The organism is Rhodococcus sp. NyZ502 (genome assembly GCF_041464245.1).
Lineage (GTDB): Bacteria > Actinomycetota > Actinomycetes > Mycobacteriales > Mycobacteriaceae > Rhodococcus_F > Rhodococcus_F qingshengii.
In genome coordinates this window covers 2,505,242-2,521,515 of the sequence record NZ_CP167155.1, presented here as the reverse complement: position 1 = coordinate 2,521,515, position 16,274 = coordinate 2,505,242, and the positions used below count along the sequence as shown (strand labels likewise).

The following is a 16,274-nucleotide window of genomic DNA, read 5'->3' as shown; positions in this document are numbered from 1 at the left end:
TCAGCCCGCCACACGTTCGAGACGGTGAACGTCACCCAGGAATCCGGTGGTGTAGAGCGCGTTGGGATCCCAGCCCGGTCCGGCGCCGAACTTGACCGCAGATGTGAACGGCAGACCCGAGGCGATCTCACACGAAGATCCCGAATCCGGATCGACGCGAACAACTTTGCCGCCTGCATTGAATGCGACGTACAACGCGCCGTCCGGTCCGACGGTCAGATCGTCCGCCATGTTTGCCGGACCGAACCCGGGGAGCGTGATCGTTCGCACCGGCCCGCCCAGATCGTTTGCGTCGAGGATGTGGACGGCGGTGACCATGTCGAAGGTCGTGCTCACGTAGATCGTCGAACCGGAGCGTGCGAGGCCGTCGACGGTGCCGAGGTCTTCACGAACGATCGAACTGCTTCCGTCACTGTTGACGACCGTGAGCCCCGGCCTGGTGAGTGTGCGGGCAGTGAGGAAACGGTTATCGTCCAGCTGCACAAGCCCGTTCGGCATCACCAGACCGTCGGCGATCGTTGTCACCGACCCGTCTGCGACGTCGACCTTGCGGAGGCTGCCGTCGGCGATTCCGAACAGTCCCGAGACAGTCGAGTTGCCCGTGGTGAAGTACACGGATCCCTCACGCGCGACCAGACCGCCGGGTCCGGTGACGTCACCGACCAAAGTTGTCCGTGTTCCGTCCGGCGCCACTTTCAGCAGTGCACCCGGCCCGATCAGAGCCGACTGCGACAACACCATCGATCCGTTGCCGTCGAATTCGAGGTTCTCGAGCATTCCGGCACCAGTCGTCACGACGCTCGACGTCCATGTGCCGCAACTACCGGCCGAGCCGTCGGCCGGGACCGAGGCCTGCGCTGGAGCATTCAGCGCCACAACGGAACCCAGTGCGATCGCAGCGACAACGCTGCCGGCGCGGAACATCAGGCTTCCGTGTCGAACGACAGAGTGACCTTGGTTCCGGCCTTGAGCGTGCGCCCGACCGTGCATACCTTGTCCACGGAACGCTCGACGAGAGTGATGAGGCGCTGCTGTGCCTCGGCATCCAACTCGCTGAGATCGAGCTCGAGGACCTCGTCGAGCTGCGGGTAGACCTCGTTTTCACGATCGGCGGCTCCGGACACTCGGACCGTCGCGTCGTAGTTGTCACCGAGCCGGCGCGAGATCGGGAAGTCGGAGCTCATCCCCGTGCATGCGGCCAGTGCAATTTTGAGGAGTTCGCCGGGCGTGAAGACTCCTGGCACCGATTCGGAGCCGATGAGAACCTCTGCGCCGCGCGAACTCTTGCCGGTGTAGAGGCGGGTTCCGGTTCGTTCGACCCAAAGCTCCGTGTGAGCCGGGGCGGTTGCAGTGGTGTCGGGAGTCTGTTCAGCCATGACGCAATCTTGCCACTCCGCCGAACCGAAGGGGCGGGAGACCTAGGCGATTCGCCGTGCCCTCGGGGTCGGCTGGCACCGCGGGCAACTGAACGACGATCGATTCATGAACTTCTCACGCTTGATCGGCGCGCCGCATCGCGGGCACGGGAGGTTTTCCTGCCCGTACGCCGACAGCGACCGGTCGAAGTAGCCCGATTCCCCGTTGACGTTCACGTACAGCGCGTCGAAGGACGTACCGCCCTGATCGAGCGCTTCACCCATCACCGAGTGTGCCGCGGTCAACAGTTCTCGAAGTTTGGGCCTGGTAAGCGTTTCGGCGATTCGGTTGCCGTGAATCTTGGCGCGCCACAATGATTCGTCGGCGTAGATGTTTCCGATTCCGGAGACCACCGTCTGGTCAAGAATCGCGCGCTTGATCTCGGTGTGCTTGCCCCGCAGGACTTTCACGACGGATTCGAGATCGAACGCCGCATCCATGGGATCGCGGGCGATGTGCGCCACCGACTCGGGCAGCATCGTTCCGTCGACCTCGACGAGGGGTGAAATCGACCAGCCACCGAAGGTCCGCTGATCGACGAATCGAAGATCGGCCCCGGAATCGAGGGCCAACCGAATGCGTAGGTGCTTTTCCCAGTCGACTGTCGGGGGTTGGACCAGCATCTGTCCGCTCATCCCGAGATGAACCACCAGTCCGACACCGGCAGGCTCGAGAACCAGCCACAGGTACTTGCCGCGACGCTCTGCCGAAGCGATGGTCTGCCCGGTGAGTTGGCCGATCAAGTCCTCGGACCCGAGAATGTGGCGCCTGATCGCGCGGGGATGGAGTACCTCGACGGCCTCGATCGCCGCACCTACAGCATGAGACTGTAGGCCGCGGCGAACGACTTCGACTTCGGGAAGCTCAGGCAAGAGTGAACTCAGCCGGCAAGATCAGGCGTGTCGTCAGCAGCGACTGCGGTAGCAGCGGCATTCTCCGACATCGTCTTCCATGCCGAACTTGCTGCCTTCTGCTCGGCTTCCTTCTTGGAACGACCGACACCGACACCCAAGGGTTTGCCACTGATGAGAACGGTGGCCGTGAATTCCTTGTCGTGATCGGGTCCTGTGGCGGTGATCTCGTAAACGGGAACTCCGGCACCGTGTTCTGCGGTCAGTTCCTGCAGACTCGTCTTCCAATCCAGACCCGCGCCCAGAAGCGGTGCGCGAGTGAGGAGATCGTCGAACAGATCGAGGACGACGCGTCGCGCAGTCTCGATGCCGTGCTGCAGGTGGATGGCGCCGAGAATCGACTCCATACCGTCGGCGAGAATGGACGGCTTGTCACGGCCGCCCGTCATTTCCTCGCCCTTACCCAGCAGCAGGTGTGCTCCGAGTCCACCTTCACCCAGAGTCCTGGCAACCTCGGCGAGTGCATGCATGTTGACCACGCTGGCACGGATCTTCGCCAGATCACCTTCGGATTTGTCCGGGTGGGACAGGTAGAGATTTTCGGTCACCGTGACGCCGAGAACGGAATCCCCGAGGAACTCGAGGCGCTCGTTCGTGGGCAGTCCGCCGTTCTCGTACGCGTACGAGCGGTGCGTGAGGGCCAGGGTCAGAAGACCGGGCTCTATATCTACGCCGACAGCGGCGAGGAGCTTGTCGTGATTGCCCTCGCCGCCGGCGGCTGAAACTGTATTTTCGCTCGTCATAGTCTTTCTCCGGGGAGAACTAGACAGCAGCGGTTACCTGGCGGCCCTTGTACGTACCGCATGACGGGCATGCGATGTGGGGAAGGGTCTGCTCGCCACAGCCACGGTTGGGGCAGGTAACGAGGGTGGGCACAGTGGTCTTCCACTGGCTACGACGCGACCGCGTGTTGGATCGCGACATTTTGCGCTTGGGGACAGCCACTTCTACTTCTCCTCGGCTTCGGTGATCACAAGATTTTCGCTGGTGTTTGATTCCACGCCAAATTTGGCCGCGAGACCAGCCCAGCGAGGATCAAGTATGTCATGCCCATGCCCAGATTCCGCAATCGCCAGGCGAATGCCACATTCTGAGCACAATCCCAGGCAATCGTCACTGCACAGAGGCTGGAGCGGAAGCGCCAGCCCGACTGCATCGACGATGACCGGTTCGAGGTCGATTTCGTCGTCTTCGACCGCGTAGACCTCTCCCTCTTCCGTCGTCTCCTCGGTGGTGCTGTCCGGGTAAGCGAACAACTCCGTGAGATAGATGTCCACGGTGTCGGTGAAAGGTTCAAGGCACCGCGAGCATTCACCCTTGGTGGGTGCGTGCACGTTTCCGGTGACGAGAACGCCTTCGGACACTGCTTCGAGACGAAGATCGAGATCTATGTCCGCGCCCGCTTCGATCGCGATCAGATCGAGACCGATACGGTTCGGGGACTGAATTGTTCTCTCGACGGTACGCATCGACCCTGGACGACGACCGAGCTTGACCGTGTCCAGCAAAAATCCCGCATCACTTGACTGATGCGACGAACTACGACGATGCGTTGACAAAGAGAACTCACCTAACTGTTGAAACTGGTATGGGCAACCACTCCACAATACGGCAGCTACAAGGCAAATCCCAATTCGATCCACGAAAAAGTGGGCCGCCCCATATCGGACGACCCACCCTCGACTGACTTGTCTGCTCTATCGGCGCCGCTCGGAACGACGATCGTCGTCCTGGTAGTCGGGAACCCCCGAACCCGTTCGAAGCTGTTGACGACCACGCCCGACCGATCGAACCGTTCCGGTGAGGAACTCTTCGAACTCGGCCAACTTGGTGTCCACGTACAGGTCACACTCTGAACGCATCCTGTCGGACTCGGCATGAGCGGCGTCGATCACTCGCGCGGATTCCGCGTGAGCTGACTGGACAACCTCGGTCTGCGACACCAGACGAGCCTGCTCCGCCGTTCCCTCCGCCACCGAATGTTCGTACGAGGCCTGGCCGGACTCGATCATCCGATCGGCCTCGGCACGCGCCCGTCCGGTGACGGCCTCGTACTCACGACGGCCGTCGGTGACGGTCCGTTCCGCTTCTGCTTCGGCGTCCTCGACCAACTGATCGGCGTGCGCACGCGCTTCGGCAACCATGCGATCGGCCTGAGCCTTGGCATCGGACAGAATCCGGTCGGCGTCGTCGCGTGCGTTCTCCACAGTCGAGGTTGCCTCGGCATTGGCGCTGCTGACCGTCTTCTCGGCGTTTGCTCGCGCGTCACCGACCAATTTGTCGCGATGATCGAGGACGTCCTGAGCGTCGTCCAGCTCGCTCGGAATTGCGTCCCGGACGTCGTCGAGTAGCTCGAGTACGTCACCGCGAGGCACAACACACCCTGCGGTCATGGGAACACCGCGCGCCTCTTCGACAATTGCGACCAGTTCGTCCAGTGCCTCGAATACGCGGTACACAAGCAACCCCAATCTCTACCGGCCGAAATCGGCCCACATCGTCACCGGTCCACTCGGACCTGTGCCCGTTCCTGTCCAAGTTTGCCGGAAGAACGGCCAACGGGGTGTCGTCGTGGTCGGTGTGTCGGGGATCAGCTGTTTTCGGCTGCTCGCTCGGCGATACGTGCGAGTAGCCGAGAATGCACTTTGGCCGGCAACATGTCGGAGACGTCGCCGCCGAAAGTCGCGACTTCCTTCACCAGAGAACTCGACAGGTAGCTGTACGTCGGATTCGTGGCGACGAACAGTGTGTCGACGCCCGTGAGCTTCTGATTCATCTGAGCCATCTGCAGCTCGTAATCGAAGTCGTTCGCGCCGCGCAGACCCTTGACGATCGCGCTGAGACCTTCTTGTTTCGCGTAGTCGACCAACAATCCGTGCCACGACGTGACGCGAACGTTGGGCAGGTGACTCGTCGCGTCTTCGAGCATCTCGATCCGCTCGTCGATCGTGAACATGCCACGCTTGCTCTTGTTGATCAGCACGGTGACCACGACCTCGTCGAATTGCGCAGCAACTCTTCCGATTACGTCGAGGTGACCGTTGGTCACAGGGTCGAAGGATCCGGGGCAGACGGCGCCAGTCATGAGTCCAGACCGTAGCAGGTGGCCAGCTCGATGCGGGCTTCACCGTAGTTCTTGGCCTTGATCGGCTCGTAGCCCTGAGGCCACACGGTCTCCGGCGAGCGCGACGATCGTTCGAGTACCACGATCGTGCCCTCCCCCACCCATTTGTTGGCCTGCAGATCGGTGAGCATGGACACGACGGCCTCGTCGGTCACCGCATACGGTGGGTCCGCGATCACGATGTCGTATTCACGCGCGCTCGGACCCGAGACCACGGCCGCAACCGGAGCTGCGCGAACCGTCGCCCCAGGCAACGCGACAGTGCCGATGTTCGCCTTGATGACGGCAGCAGCCTTGGCATCCGATTCCACGAGAACAACGTGCTCGGCTCCCCGCGAGAGCGCCTCGAGGCCGAGAGCACCCGAACCCGCAAAGAGGTCGAGAACCGCGCACCCTTCGAGATCGATGCGCGCTTCGAGAGCACTGAACAGCGCCTCACGAACCCGATCCGACGTCGGACGGGTGCCGCTCGGCGGGACTCGCAGGCGTCGACCGCCCGCGAGTCCCGAGATGATGCGTGTCACTCTGCGGCGCTCTCCCCCGTCGAGACGACTACCAGCAGGTCTCCGCCCTCGACCTGTTGGACGGAGCTGATCGCGATCCGAGAGACGACGCCGGCGCGCGGCGAGGTGATCGCCGCTTCCATCTTCATTGCTTCGATCGTGGCCACGGTGTCGCCGGCCTCGATCTTCTGGCCTTCCTTCACCGCGAGCGTCACGACGCCCGCGAACGGTGCCGCCACGTGGCCCGGGTTGTTCTTGTCGGCCTTCTCCGCCACCGGTACGTCACTGGCAATGGAGCGATCGCGGATCGAGACCGGGCGCAATTGGCCGTTCAGGATGCACATGACAGTGCGGTAGCCGCGCTCGTCGGGCTCGGAGATCGCTTCGAGACCGATGATCAGCTCAACGCCGGGAGCCAACTCGACGCGGTGTTCGTCGCCGCGCCGCAAACCGTAGAAGAACTGGTTCGCCGAAAGCCGCGACGTGTCACCGTACTTCTCGCGGTGTTCGAGGAATTCCTTTGTCGGGCCGGGGAACAGCAGACGATTCAGCGTCGCCTGACGGTCCTTCGACGAGCCCTCGAGCAGCACCTCGTCCTCAGCGGACAACGTCGCTTCGGGCTTGGCCTGGCCACGTCCTTCGAGTGCCTTGCTGCGGAACGGTTCCGGCCAACCACCGGGAGGCGTACCGAGTTCACCGCGCAGGAAGCCCACCACGGAGTCGGGAATGTCGAACTTCGCCGGATCTGCGGCAAACTCCTCCGAAGGCACGCCGGCGCCGACAAGGTGGAGGGCGAGGTCGCCGACGACCTTCGACGACGGCGTCACCTTCACGAGATGCCCGAGCATGCGGTCCGCGTCGGCGTACTTGGCTTCGACCTCTTCGAACCGGTCGCCGAGACCGAGAGCAACGGCCTGGGTCCGGAGGTTGGAGAGCTGGCCTCCCGGAATCTCGTGCGTGTACACGCGACCCGTCGGCGCCGGCAATCCGGATTCGAACGGCGCGTACACCTTTCGCAGCGCCTCCCAGTACGGCTCGAGGTCGCACACGTTCTGCAGGTTCAGTCCGGTGTCGAACTCGGAGTGCGCGGCAGCGGCGACGATGGCCGAGAGCGCAGGCTGGCTGGTGGTTCCGGCCAGTGCCGCGGAAGCACCGTCGACTGCGTCGGCGCCCGCCTGCCAAGCGGCGAAGTACGTCGCCAGCTGTCCACCGGGAGTGTCGTGCGTGTGAACGTGAACCGGCAGATCGAAGTTGCTGCGTAGCGCGGTCACCAGCTTGGTAGCTGCCGGAGCGCGCAGCAGGCCTGCCATGTCCTTGATCGCGAGCACGTGAGCGCCGGCATCGACGATCTCTTCGGCCAACTTCAGGTAGTAGTCGAGCGTGTACAGAGTTTCGTTCGGATCCGACAGATCACCGGTGTAGCTCAGCGCCACCTCCGCGAGGGCCGTTCCGGTCTCACGCACCGCGTCGATGGCAGGCCGCATCTGGTCGACGTTGTTGAGCGCGTCGAAGATTCGGAAGATGTCGATACCGGTGTCGGTGGCTTCCTGAACGAATGCGCGCGTGACCTTTTCGGGATACGGCGTGTAGCCCACCGTGTTTCGGCCGCGAAGAAGCATCTGAAGGCAGATGTTCGGGATCGCCTCGCGGAGTGCGGCGAGCCGGTACCACGGATCCTCGTGCAGGAAGCGAAGTCCCACATCATAGGTCGCGCCGCCCCAGGCTTCGATCGAGAGCAGTTCCGGCGTCAACCGCGCAACGTGCCCGGCTACTCCGAGCAGTCCGCTGGTCCGAACTCGCGTGGCCAACAACGACTGGTGCGCGTCACGGAAGGTGGTGTCGGTGACGCCGACGGCCTTCTGCTCACGCAGTGCCTTCGCGAAACCTTCGGGTCCGAGTTCGAGCAGGCGCTGACGGCTACCGGCAGGAGGAGGCGTCGAAAGATCGATCTTGGGCAGCTTGTCCTGCGGGTACACCGCCGAGGGCCGCTCCCCGTGCGGCTTGTTGACAGTCACATCCGCGAGGTAGGTCAGGATCTTCGTGCCGCGGTCTGCCGAAGAACGCAGAGTCAGCAGCTGAGGACGTTCCTCGATGAAGGAGGTTGTCACGCGTCCCGCCCGGAAGTCCGGGTCGTCGAGAACCGCCTGCAGGAACGGAATGTTGGTCGAGACACCACGAATGCGGAACTCGGTGACCGCGCGGCGAGCTCTCGCCACAGCGGCTTCGAGGTCGCGACCGCGACAAGTGAGTTTGACCAGCATGGAATCGAAGTACGCTCCGACCTCGGCGCCGAGTGTGGCGCCACCGTCCAAGCGGATACCGGCTCCGCCCGGGGTGCGGTACGCGGTGATACGGCCGGTGTCCGGGCGGAATCCGTTTGCCGGATCCTCGGTCGTGATGCGGCACTGCAGCGCCGCGCCGCGAAGCTTGATCGTCTCCTGTGACAGACCAAGTTCTGCAAGCGTCGAACCGGACGCGATCTTGAGCTGCGACTGGACCAGGTCCACGTCCGTCACTTCTTCGGTGACAGTGTGCTCGACCTGAATTCGCGGGTTCATCTCGATGAAGACGTGGTTGCCGCGCTTGTCGAGAAGGAACTCGACGGTGCCCGCGCACGTGTATCCGATCTCCTTCGCGAAGGCGACGGCGTCGGCACAGATCTTGGCACGCAACTCTTCCGAGAGATTGGGCGCCGGAGCGAGCTCGATCACCTTCTGGTGGCGACGTTGCAGCGAGCAGTCACGCTCGAAGAGGTGGATGACGTTGCCCTGCTCGTCGGCGAGGATCTGCACTTCGATGTGCCGGGGGTCGATGACGGCCTGCTCGAGGAAGACCGTCGAATCGCCGAAGGCCGATTCCGCTTCGCGCGCTGCGGCTTCGATCGATTCCTTGAGCTGTGAGCGCTCCGCAACACGGCGCATTCCGCGCCCACCGCCGCCTGCGACAGCCTTGACGAAGAGCGGGAAGGTCATGTCCTCGGCGGCTGCGAGCAACTCGTCGATGTCCGCTGACGGCTCCGAAGACGCGAGCACCGGGAGACCGGCGGCCTTTGCCGCTGCGATGGCCCGAGCCTTGTTTCCGGTCAACTCGAGGATCTCGGCAGACGGGCCGACGAACTTGATGCCTGCCTCGGCACACGCCGCCGACAAGTCCGGGTTCTCGGAGAGGAAGCCGTAACCGGGGTAGATGGCGTCGGCTCCGGCGCTCTTGGCGGCGGCGACGATTTCCTCGACCGAGAGATACGCGCGAACGGGGTGACCCTTCTCCCCGATCTGGTAGCTCTCGTCTGCCTTGAGACGGTGGATCGAATTCCGATCCTCGTACGGGAACACCGCGACGGTTCCGGCACCTAGTTCGTAGGCGGCGCGGAAGGCACGGATCGCAATTTCGCCGCGGTTCGCGACGAGCACTTTGGAGAACATTCGAGAAAACTACCCCGATTTCATCTTGCGTCTACATGCGGAGTCTCATATTTCGGACTGAATCGAGAAACCAACCCGGCGGTCCTCGTGCTATTCGATTTCAGCTTGTCGTCATACCCTTCACGACTTCTCGAGGTACTCGATCCGGTCGGAGTCCAGGGCAGCGGTCACCATGGAAGCGAGGGCGGGATGACCGTCGAGCGACGGATCGGAGTCGACGATTCCCTGAGCGAACTCCCTGGCGGACTCGAGGATGTCTCCATGGGCCATGAGGGAAAGCAGCCGCAGATTCGAGGTTGTGCCCGACTGCGCCGCACCGAGGATGTCTCCTTCACGTCTGGTCGCGAGGTCGAGTTGAGCCAGTTCGAACCCGTCGTTGGTCGCTGCCACCGCCGAGAGCCGCTCGTACGCCGGTCCCCCGGGATTGCTTCCGGTGACGAGGATGCACAGTCCCTGATGTTTCCCTCGACCGACGCGGCCACGCAACTGATGGAGCTGACTGACGCCGAACCGCTCGGCGTCGACGATCACCATCACCGTCGCGTTCGGAACGTCGACACCGACTTCGACAACGGTCGTACAGACGAGGACGTCGATGTCACCGACGTTGAACGCGCTCATCACCACGTCCTTTTCGTCGGAAGGCAGTCGACCGTGCAGCAACCCGACTCGCAGATCGGCCAGCGGACCACTCGACAGCTCTTCGAAGACGTCAACCGCCGACTTGGTCTCGGGCTGCTTCTCCTCGGTGAACTGATCTTCGCCTGCACCCTGCTCGCCGTCACCGATCCGCGAGCACACGACATACGCCTGACGGCCGTCGGCGACGTCCTCACGGATTCGTTCCCATGCGCGATCGACCCACTGCGGCTTCTGCTTCGCGGGCACGACACTGCTCTTGATCGGGGTTCGCCCACGTGGAAGCTCTCGCAGGGTCGAGACCTCGAGGTCGCCGAGCACGGTCATGGCGATGGTTCGCGGAATCGGCGTTGCCGTCATCACCAGCAGATGCGGACTCAGTCCTTCACGGGCACGTGATCGCAACTGATCACGTTGCTCGACGCCGAAGCGGTGTTGCTCGTCGACGACAACCATGCCGAGGTTGAAGAACTCGACGTTGTCCTGAATGAGCGCATGGGTACCGATGACGATCCCGGCGTCGCCGGTCACGGCTTCGAGCAGCGCTGCGCGCTTCGCAGCGACAGGCAGCGAGCCGGTAAGAAGGGCGATACGGGTGGAATGTTCGGCAGAACCGAGTTCACCACCTGCAGCCAGCGAGCCCATCATCTTGCGCAGTGATCGCGCGTGCTGATTTGCCAGGACCTCGGTGGGTGCGAGCAACGCGCACTGATAACCCGCATCGACGACCTGCAGCATCGCGCGCAGAGCCACGATCGTCTTGCCTGACCCGACCTCGCCCTGAAGAAGGCGGCTCATCGGGTGTGGGCGGGCAAGGTCGGTGGAGATCTCCTCCGCGACTGCTTGCTGTCCCTCCGTCAGAGTGAACGGGAGCATCTCCTCGAACTGGTCCGCGATCCCGCCGGCGACCGGAGCGCAGGCCGGAGCCACACGCTCGGAATTGTCGTGACGACGCATCGCGAGGACCAACTGCAGAGACAGCGCCTCGTCGAAACGCAGACGATCCTGTGCTCGTTCGATGTCTTCCTTGGTATCTGGCAGGTGAACGGTGCGCAGCGCCTCGTCCAAACCGATGAATCCGTGCTCGGCCCGAGTCTCGGCGGGCAACGGCTCCTCGATCGGATCGAGTTGGTCGAGCACTTGCCGCACGCACCGCATGATGGTCCAGCTCTCGACCTCGCGGGTCGCCGGGTACAGCGGGATCAATGCGCGATCGAAGACGGACAGATCGAGTTCGGCGCCGGGATCCTGATTTGCGCGAGCCAGGCCCGCAAGGTCACCGGCCCCCTTGATGGATGCAAGCGGAACTACCGAATCCTCTTCGCCGACACGAGGTTCCGGGAGAATCAGGTAGCTCGGATGAGTGAGAGACCACTTGCCGCGGAAGTACTTCACCGTCCCGGAGAACATCGCCCGAACGCCGGGCTTGATGACGTGCCGCACCTTCTGCGGGTTGAAGAACGTGACGTCGACGGTCTGCGAATCAGTCGCCAGCGATACTCGCAACATCTGCCCCGGACGGTTCTTCATCTTCACGACGGCGGCCGACGCCACCCGCGCGATGATGGTGATGTGCTCACCCTCGGGCGGCTCCTTCTCGGCGAGTTCCTTGCCTGCCGACGCGTACCGGTGTGGGTAGTGACGCAGCAGGTCCTCGACGGTGCGGATCTCGAACGCCTCGTCGAGCGCGTCCGCGGTCTTCTTTCCCAGCAGCCGATCGAGTGGGTCGGCGAGCGTCGCCATCAGTTCCTCCAGCACAGTGTCGCGGTAAGCACATGTGTTCGTATATCAGCAGTCACCGACAGACCAGGTTCGATCACTCCACACCCAACTGGAACAGGTCACCCGGCTGATCACCCTGATAGACGAGCACGTCGACGCCCGGGTGGTGCGCGACGACGTGCGCCTCGAGCTGCCCGGCCAGGTCGTCCGGCGCGTCGGCGCCCATGAGTAGGGTCACGAGTTCGCCGCCGGATCCGAGCGCGAGGTCGACCAGTCGCGCACTCGACTCCGCGACGTCGGGACCGATGAGCACCACCTCGTGCCCCATCAGACCGATCGCGTCACCCGGATCACATGTCCCGACGTAGGTCAGCGAACGCTCGACCGCGATCCGCAACGATCCCCAGCGCGTGGCGGCCGCCGCCTCGGACATCGTGAAGCCGTCGTCGGCGACGTTGCGCTGAGGGTCGTGAACGGCAAGTGCTGCCAGGCCCTGGACCATCGACGACGTCGACAGCAGCAGAACCTGGTGAAGCGGATCGCGTGCAGCGGCACTGACTGCGACGAGTTCCTGAGCGGTCAAAGCTCCGTTCGGAAGCACCAGAACTTCGCTGCGTTCCATCTGACGAATGCGGCCGAGCAGTTGTGCGCGTGTCACCGGCGCATCGTCGCACCGAAGAACCGTCGCACCCTCACTCTCGAACAACGCCGCCGCGCTGTCACCGGCAACGACGGCCAGTACGCCGCGCGCGCCGGCCCCGGGGAATCGCCTCTCCGCCCGTGCCACCAACTGGTCGCGTTCGTCGACGAGAAAACTGCTGATGCGAATACCGTGAACCTTCCCGGCCTCGAGGCCGGCTTCCACGGCTGCACCGGCATCGCAGCAATGCACGTGCACCGACCAGCCGCCGAAACCGTCGCTGACGATGACCGTCGAATCTCCGAGGACGGACAGCCGCGTGCGCAGCGCCGTCATGCGATCGTCGTCGGAGTCGTCGACGAGGTACATGACCTCGAAATCCTGTTCCGAGTGATCACCACATTCGATCGGGCTCTTGTGAGCCCAATCGTGATCGAATGCGCTGACGTCGACAACTGCGCTCGACCTCGGGTCCGGCGTCCCCAGATCTTCGCGAACCTGCGGCTTCCCGGTCAGCACCTCGACAAAAGCGTCGAGGATCAGAACCAGACCGAATCCCCCGGCATCGACCACCCCGGCGGACGCGAGAACGTCCAGTTGCTCCGGCGTCTTGTTCAGTGCGACCGCAGCGGCGTCGGCAGCGGCGGCAACCACGGATGCAAGATCCTCGCCGCTCGGTGTCCTGGTGTCGACGCACTCCTGCGCTGCTTCTCCCGATGCGCGCAATACCGTGACGATGGTGCCTTCCACCAGATCGGAGACAGCCCGAGAGGCCAGCGTCGTCGCCGTGGTCAGCGAGTTCGCGAAGCTTCGGCCGTCGATGTGCTCACCTTGAACGCTCTCGGCGATGCCCCGGATCACCTGGGAGAGGATCACTCCGGAATTACCGCGAGCACCGGACACGGCGCCCCGAGCCAGAGCGTTGGCGACGCGGCCCGCACTGCGGACGTCGTCCTCGATCGTCTCGGCGGAATCGAGTGCAGCCCGCATCGTGAACAGCAGATTGGTGCCGGTATCCGAATCAGGGATGGGAAAGACGTTGAGGCTGTTGATCTCACCGCGACGTTTCTGGAGGCTGTCGACCGCCCGGCGGGCCCAGCGCCGCAGCAGATGTCCGTCCGCGACGGATTCCGCTTCCTCGGCGACGCGTTGCACTTCCCCCACTGACGGTTCCCCTCGACGATGGAAAGACTGACGATGAAAAAGAGATCGGTGATCGGTGCAGTCGAGGGTAGTCCGACGCTTCTGCGCAACCGTCATTACCGGGCGGTTTGGCCATTCGGGCCGGAAGCGGTTACTCTTACACGGTTGCCTCGAACGGGCTACACGAAATAATGCTGCACTTTGTTTGTTGCTGATTGACTGTTTTCACGTTCGACTGCACAGTGAGCGGTCAAGGATCGGTTCGAAGTCGAGTATATTCGGATTGTAATTCTGGCTGCCCTACCGTGTAGGGTAACCACTTCAATATTCATTTCTAACAAGGAGTTCGCGACTATGGCTGCCGTCTGCGACGTATGCGCCAAGGGGCCCGGCTTCGGTAAGTCGGTCTCGCACTCGCACCGGCGTACCAATCGTCGCTGGAACCCGAACATTCAGTCTGTTCGTACCGAGGTTGCCCCGGGTAACACCCGTAAGGTCAACGTGTGCACCTCCTGCCTGAAGGCAGGCAAGGTCGCTCGGGGCTGATTGCCCGAGCACAAACTATTGCAGGCTCTGCCCCCGTCACTTCGGTGACGGGGGCAGAGCTGTATCTATGTGGCTGTATCTATGTGGCTGTATCTATGTGTCCCCGTGTTTCGTATGGCTGTCGGACACCCGTAATGTGCGTTGAGTGACTTCCATCGATGACCTGAGCAAAGTGACCCTCGACGAGGGCGTACTCCGCATCACCATTTCCACCGCCGCCAACGGCACCTCCCTCGACGACGAAGGACTGGTTCAGGGCGCGCAGGCGCTCGAGACAGTCGGAAACGACATCGGGAGCATCCTTCTGGTCGGCGAAGGCGCAAACTTCTGTGCCGGCGGCAACGTCCGTGCGTTCGCCGCAGCCCCTGACCGCGGCGAGTACGTGGCCGAGGTTGCCCGCGTCTTCCACGTGTTCGTTCGCGCGCTCGACGCTGCGACCGCTCCAGTGGTGGCCGGGGTCCACGGATGGGCTGCCGGCGCCGGAATGAGCCTGGTCTGCCTCGCCGACGTCGCAATCGGCGGCACCGGCACCAAGCTTCGCCCCGCGTACCCCTCCATCGGTTTCACCCCGGACGGCGGAATGTCGTGGACGCTTCCACGCATCGTCGGCGTGGCACGCGCTCGCGAGATTCTTCTCAACGATTCGGTGATCGGTGGCGACGAAGCCGTCCGCCTGGGGATCCTCACCCGACTCGTCGGTGACGACGAGGTCCAAGAAGAGGCAGCTCGCCTCGCCCGCGCTCTGGCCAACGGACCGAGTACGTCGTACTCGGGAATCAAAGCACTGCTGCGTTCGTCGCGGACGAACTCGCTCGCCGAGCAACTCGACGCCGAAGCCGCGTCCATCGCCATCGCAGCGAACAGCCCGATCGGACGCGAGGGCGTCGACGCGTTCGTCGACAAGCGTCGGCCCGATTTCACTTCCGCAAAGCAGGCCTAGTCAGCTGGCATGCCGAATGTCGTGTCACGACGTTCGGCATGCCGGGTGAGTGCAGACGCTGATCGATCAGCCCAGATTCCAGTCCACCGGGTCAGCTCCGAGTCCGGTCAAGAGTTCGTTCGCACGACTGAACGGGCGCGAACCGAAGAACCCGCGCGAAGCCGAAAGCGGTGACGGGTGCGCTGATTCGATGATCGGTGTGTCGCCCAGCATCGGCGCGAGAGTGGCCGCGTCACGACCCCACAAGATCGCCACCATCGGTGACGACCGCGCCACCAAAGCGCGGATAGCCTGCTCGGTCACCGGCTCCCAGCCCTTCTTACGATGAGAAGCGGCTTGACCCGGCTGCACGGTGAGTACGCGATTGAGAAGCAGCACACCTTGTTTCGACCACGGCGTCAGATCGCCGTTCGGCGGTATCGGCAACCCGAGATCCTGGTGATACTCCTTGTAGATATTACCGAGACTTCGCGGAACCGGCCGCACGTCCGGGGCAACCGAAAAGCTCAACCCGACAGCATGACCGGGCGTCGGATAGGGGTCTTGACCGACGATGAGCACCCGAACGTCGTCGAACGGATTCGTGAATGCACGCAAGACGTTCTCTCCCGCAGGCAGATACTCCCGTCCCGCAGCGATCTCTTCGCGCAAGAACTTACCCATCGCGGAGATCTGCTCCGAGACCGGTTCGAGTGCCCGCGCCCACCCTGGATCGACGATCTCTGCAAGCGGCGCCATCAGTCGAGCCTGCGCAACGCGTCGCGGTAGTACGCCGCATTGGCTGCGTACATCTTGACGTTGCCGTCGAGGTGACCGAGCGGAACCTCGTATCCCGCACGGACCTTGGCGGGGACACCGAGTGCCATGCTGCGCGGCGGAACCTGCATCTTGTTGGCCACCACCGCACCAGCGGCGACGATCGACCCCGTCCCGATCACCGTTCCGTTGAGAACAACTGACCCCGACGCGATCAGGCAATGGTCCTCGATGGTCGATCCCTCGATGTGCGCGTTGTGGCCCACGACGCAACCGGAACCGATGACAGTCGCATCGACGGCGGTGCAATGGATGACGGTTCCGTCCTGGATGTTCGATCCGATTCCCACCGAAATGGTTCCGTAGTCACCACGCAATACCGCTTGCGGCCAGATCGAGGTACCCGCTGCGAGAGTCACGGCGCCGATCACCACCGCGTCCGGGTGGACGTATGCGTCCGGGTGAATGTCCGGAACTCTGTCTCCAAGTGCGTATACAGCCATGAAAGCAAC

The 16,274-nt window shown here is 63.2% G+C and carries 16 protein-coding genes; 2 read left to right on the top strand and 14 right to left on the bottom strand.

Annotation, left to right across the window (positions count from 1 at the left end):
* The 12 genes from ACBG85_RS11795 to ACBG85_RS11740 all read right to left on the bottom strand — a co-directional run bounded on the left by ACBG85_RS11795 (position 1) and on the right by ACBG85_RS11740 (position 13,541).
* Positions 1 to 924 carry an SMP-30/gluconolactonase/LRE family protein gene (locus ACBG85_RS11795; RefSeq protein WP_030535426.1) on the bottom strand — a complete coding sequence of 308 codons (924 nt, stop codon included), beginning with the start codon at positions 922 to 924 and terminating at the stop codon, positions 1 to 3.
* Positions 924 to 1,376 carry an OsmC family protein gene (locus ACBG85_RS11790; protein WP_003942740.1) on the bottom strand — a complete coding sequence of 151 codons (453 nt, stop codon included), beginning with the start codon at positions 1,374 to 1,376 and terminating at the stop codon, positions 924 to 926. The genes ACBG85_RS11795 and ACBG85_RS11790 overlap by 1 nt, the downstream gene beginning before the upstream one ends.
* Positions 1,377 to 1,418: 42 nt before the next feature.
* A complete protein-coding gene (gene mutM, locus ACBG85_RS11785) occupies positions 1,419 to 2,288 on the bottom strand; it encodes a bifunctional DNA-formamidopyrimidine glycosylase/DNA-(apurinic or apyrimidinic site) lyase (RefSeq protein ID WP_003942752.1) in 870 nt (289 codons plus the stop codon).
* Between the two features lie 8 nt (positions 2,289 to 2,296).
* The gene (rnc, locus tag ACBG85_RS11780; RefSeq protein WP_003942759.1) at positions 2,297 to 3,070 is read right to left on the bottom strand and encodes a ribonuclease III; all 774 of its coding nucleotides are present in this window, start codon (positions 3,068 to 3,070) and stop codon (positions 2,297 to 2,299) included.
* Between the two features lie 19 nt (positions 3,071 to 3,089).
* On the bottom strand, positions 3,090 to 3,272 hold the full coding sequence (gene rpmF / locus ACBG85_RS11775; RefSeq protein WP_007729318.1) for a 50S ribosomal protein L32: 183 nt from the start codon (positions 3,270 to 3,272) through the stop codon (positions 3,090 to 3,092).
* A gap of 2 nt (positions 3,273 to 3,274) precedes the next feature.
* Positions 3,275 to 3,835: a DUF177 domain-containing protein gene (locus ACBG85_RS11770; RefSeq protein ID WP_007729319.1), complete on the bottom strand. Its 561-nt coding sequence runs from the start codon at positions 3,833 to 3,835 to the stop codon at positions 3,275 to 3,277.
* Positions 3,836 to 4,024: 189 nt separating this feature from the next.
* Positions 4,025 to 4,786 carry a DivIVA domain-containing protein gene (locus ACBG85_RS11765; protein WP_003942696.1) on the bottom strand — a complete coding sequence of 254 codons (762 nt, stop codon included), beginning with the start codon at positions 4,784 to 4,786 and terminating at the stop codon, positions 4,025 to 4,027.
* 131 nt (positions 4,787 to 4,917) lie between these two features.
* Entirely contained in the window at positions 4,918 to 5,412 is a 495-nt protein-coding gene (coaD, locus tag ACBG85_RS11760; protein WP_003942776.1) for a pantetheine-phosphate adenylyltransferase, read from the bottom strand.
* A complete protein-coding gene (gene rsmD, locus ACBG85_RS11755; RefSeq protein ID WP_030535425.1) occupies positions 5,409 to 5,975 on the bottom strand; it encodes a 16S rRNA (guanine(966)-N(2))-methyltransferase RsmD in 567 nt (188 codons plus the stop codon). Before rsmD ends, coaD begins: the two co-directional genes overlap by 4 nt.
* Positions 5,972 to 9,376 (bottom strand): pyruvate carboxylase, encoded by a 3,405-nt coding sequence (locus ACBG85_RS11750; protein WP_073513507.1) that lies wholly within the window; start codon positions 9,374 to 9,376, stop codon positions 5,972 to 5,974. Before ACBG85_RS11750 ends, rsmD begins: the two co-directional genes overlap by 4 nt.
* A 120-nt stretch (positions 9,377 to 9,496) precedes the next feature.
* Complete coding sequence (gene recG / locus ACBG85_RS11745) at positions 9,497 to 11,758, bottom strand: ATP-dependent DNA helicase RecG (protein ID WP_003942757.1); 2,262 nt, start codon at positions 11,756 to 11,758, stop codon at positions 9,497 to 9,499.
* 73 nt (positions 11,759 to 11,831) lie between these two features.
* On the bottom strand, positions 11,832 to 13,541 hold the full coding sequence (locus ACBG85_RS11740; RefSeq protein WP_003942755.1) for a DAK2 domain-containing protein: 1,710 nt from the start codon (positions 13,539 to 13,541) through the stop codon (positions 11,832 to 11,834).
* A 333-nt stretch (positions 13,542 to 13,874) separates the two neighbouring features.
* Between ACBG85_RS11740 and rpmB the strand changes: the two genes are divergently transcribed.
* Both rpmB and ACBG85_RS11730 read left to right on the top strand, forming a co-directional pair.
* Complete coding sequence (gene rpmB / locus ACBG85_RS11735; RefSeq protein WP_003942669.1) at positions 13,875 to 14,066, top strand: 50S ribosomal protein L28; 192 nt, start codon at positions 13,875 to 13,877, stop codon at positions 14,064 to 14,066.
* A 145-nt stretch (positions 14,067 to 14,211) separates the two neighbouring features.
* Positions 14,212 to 15,006 (top strand): enoyl-CoA hydratase-related protein, encoded by a 795-nt coding sequence (locus tag ACBG85_RS11730; protein WP_003942812.1) that lies wholly within the window; start codon positions 14,212 to 14,214, stop codon positions 15,004 to 15,006.
* A gap of 66 nt (positions 15,007 to 15,072) precedes the next feature.
* On the opposite strand, the gene ACBG85_RS11725 is transcribed toward ACBG85_RS11730, so the two are convergent.
* Both ACBG85_RS11725 and ACBG85_RS11720 read right to left on the bottom strand, forming a co-directional pair.
* Positions 15,073 to 15,744: a uracil-DNA glycosylase gene (locus ACBG85_RS11725; protein WP_020907272.1), complete on the bottom strand. Its 672-nt coding sequence runs from the start codon at positions 15,742 to 15,744 to the stop codon at positions 15,073 to 15,075.
* On the bottom strand, positions 15,744 to 16,265 hold the full coding sequence (locus ACBG85_RS11720) for a gamma carbonic anhydrase family protein (RefSeq protein WP_003942761.1): 522 nt from the start codon (positions 16,263 to 16,265) through the stop codon (positions 15,744 to 15,746). Before ACBG85_RS11720 ends, ACBG85_RS11725 begins: the two co-directional genes overlap by 1 nt.
* Between the last annotated feature and the right edge of the window lie 9 nt (positions 16,266 to 16,274).

Excerpts from the sequence above, each read along its gene's own strand:
- ACBG85_RS11795 (WP_030535426.1), bottom strand. The coding sequence starts at position 924 with ATGTTCCGCGCCGGCAGCGTTGTCGCTGCGATCGCACTGGGTTCCGTT.
- coaD (WP_003942776.1), bottom strand. The coding sequence starts at position 5,412 with ATGACTGGCGCCGTCTGCCCCGGATCCTTCGACCCTGTGACCAACGGT.
- recG (WP_003942757.1), bottom strand. The coding sequence starts at position 11,758 with ATGGCGACGCTCGCCGACCCACTCGATCGGCTGCTGGGAAAGAAGACC.
- ACBG85_RS11790 (WP_003942740.1), bottom strand. The coding sequence starts at position 1,376 with ATGGCTGAACAGACTCCCGACACCACTGCAACCGCCCCGGCTCACACG.
- rnc (WP_003942759.1), bottom strand. The coding sequence starts at position 3,070 with ATGACGAGCGAAAATACAGTTTCAGCCGCCGGCGGCGAGGGCAATCAC.
- ACBG85_RS11725 (WP_020907272.1), bottom strand. The coding sequence starts at position 15,744 with ATGGCGCCGCTTGCAGAGATCGTCGATCCAGGGTGGGCGCGGGCACTC.
- ACBG85_RS11720 (WP_003942761.1), bottom strand. The coding sequence starts at position 16,265 with ATGGCTGTATACGCACTTGGAGACAGAGTTCCGGACATTCACCCGGAC.
- rpmB (WP_003942669.1), top strand. The coding sequence starts at position 13,875 with ATGGCTGCCGTCTGCGACGTATGCGCCAAGGGGCCCGGCTTCGGTAAG.
- ACBG85_RS11750 (WP_073513507.1), bottom strand. The coding sequence starts at position 9,376 with ATGTTCTCCAAAGTGCTCGTCGCGAACCGCGGCGAAATTGCGATCCGT.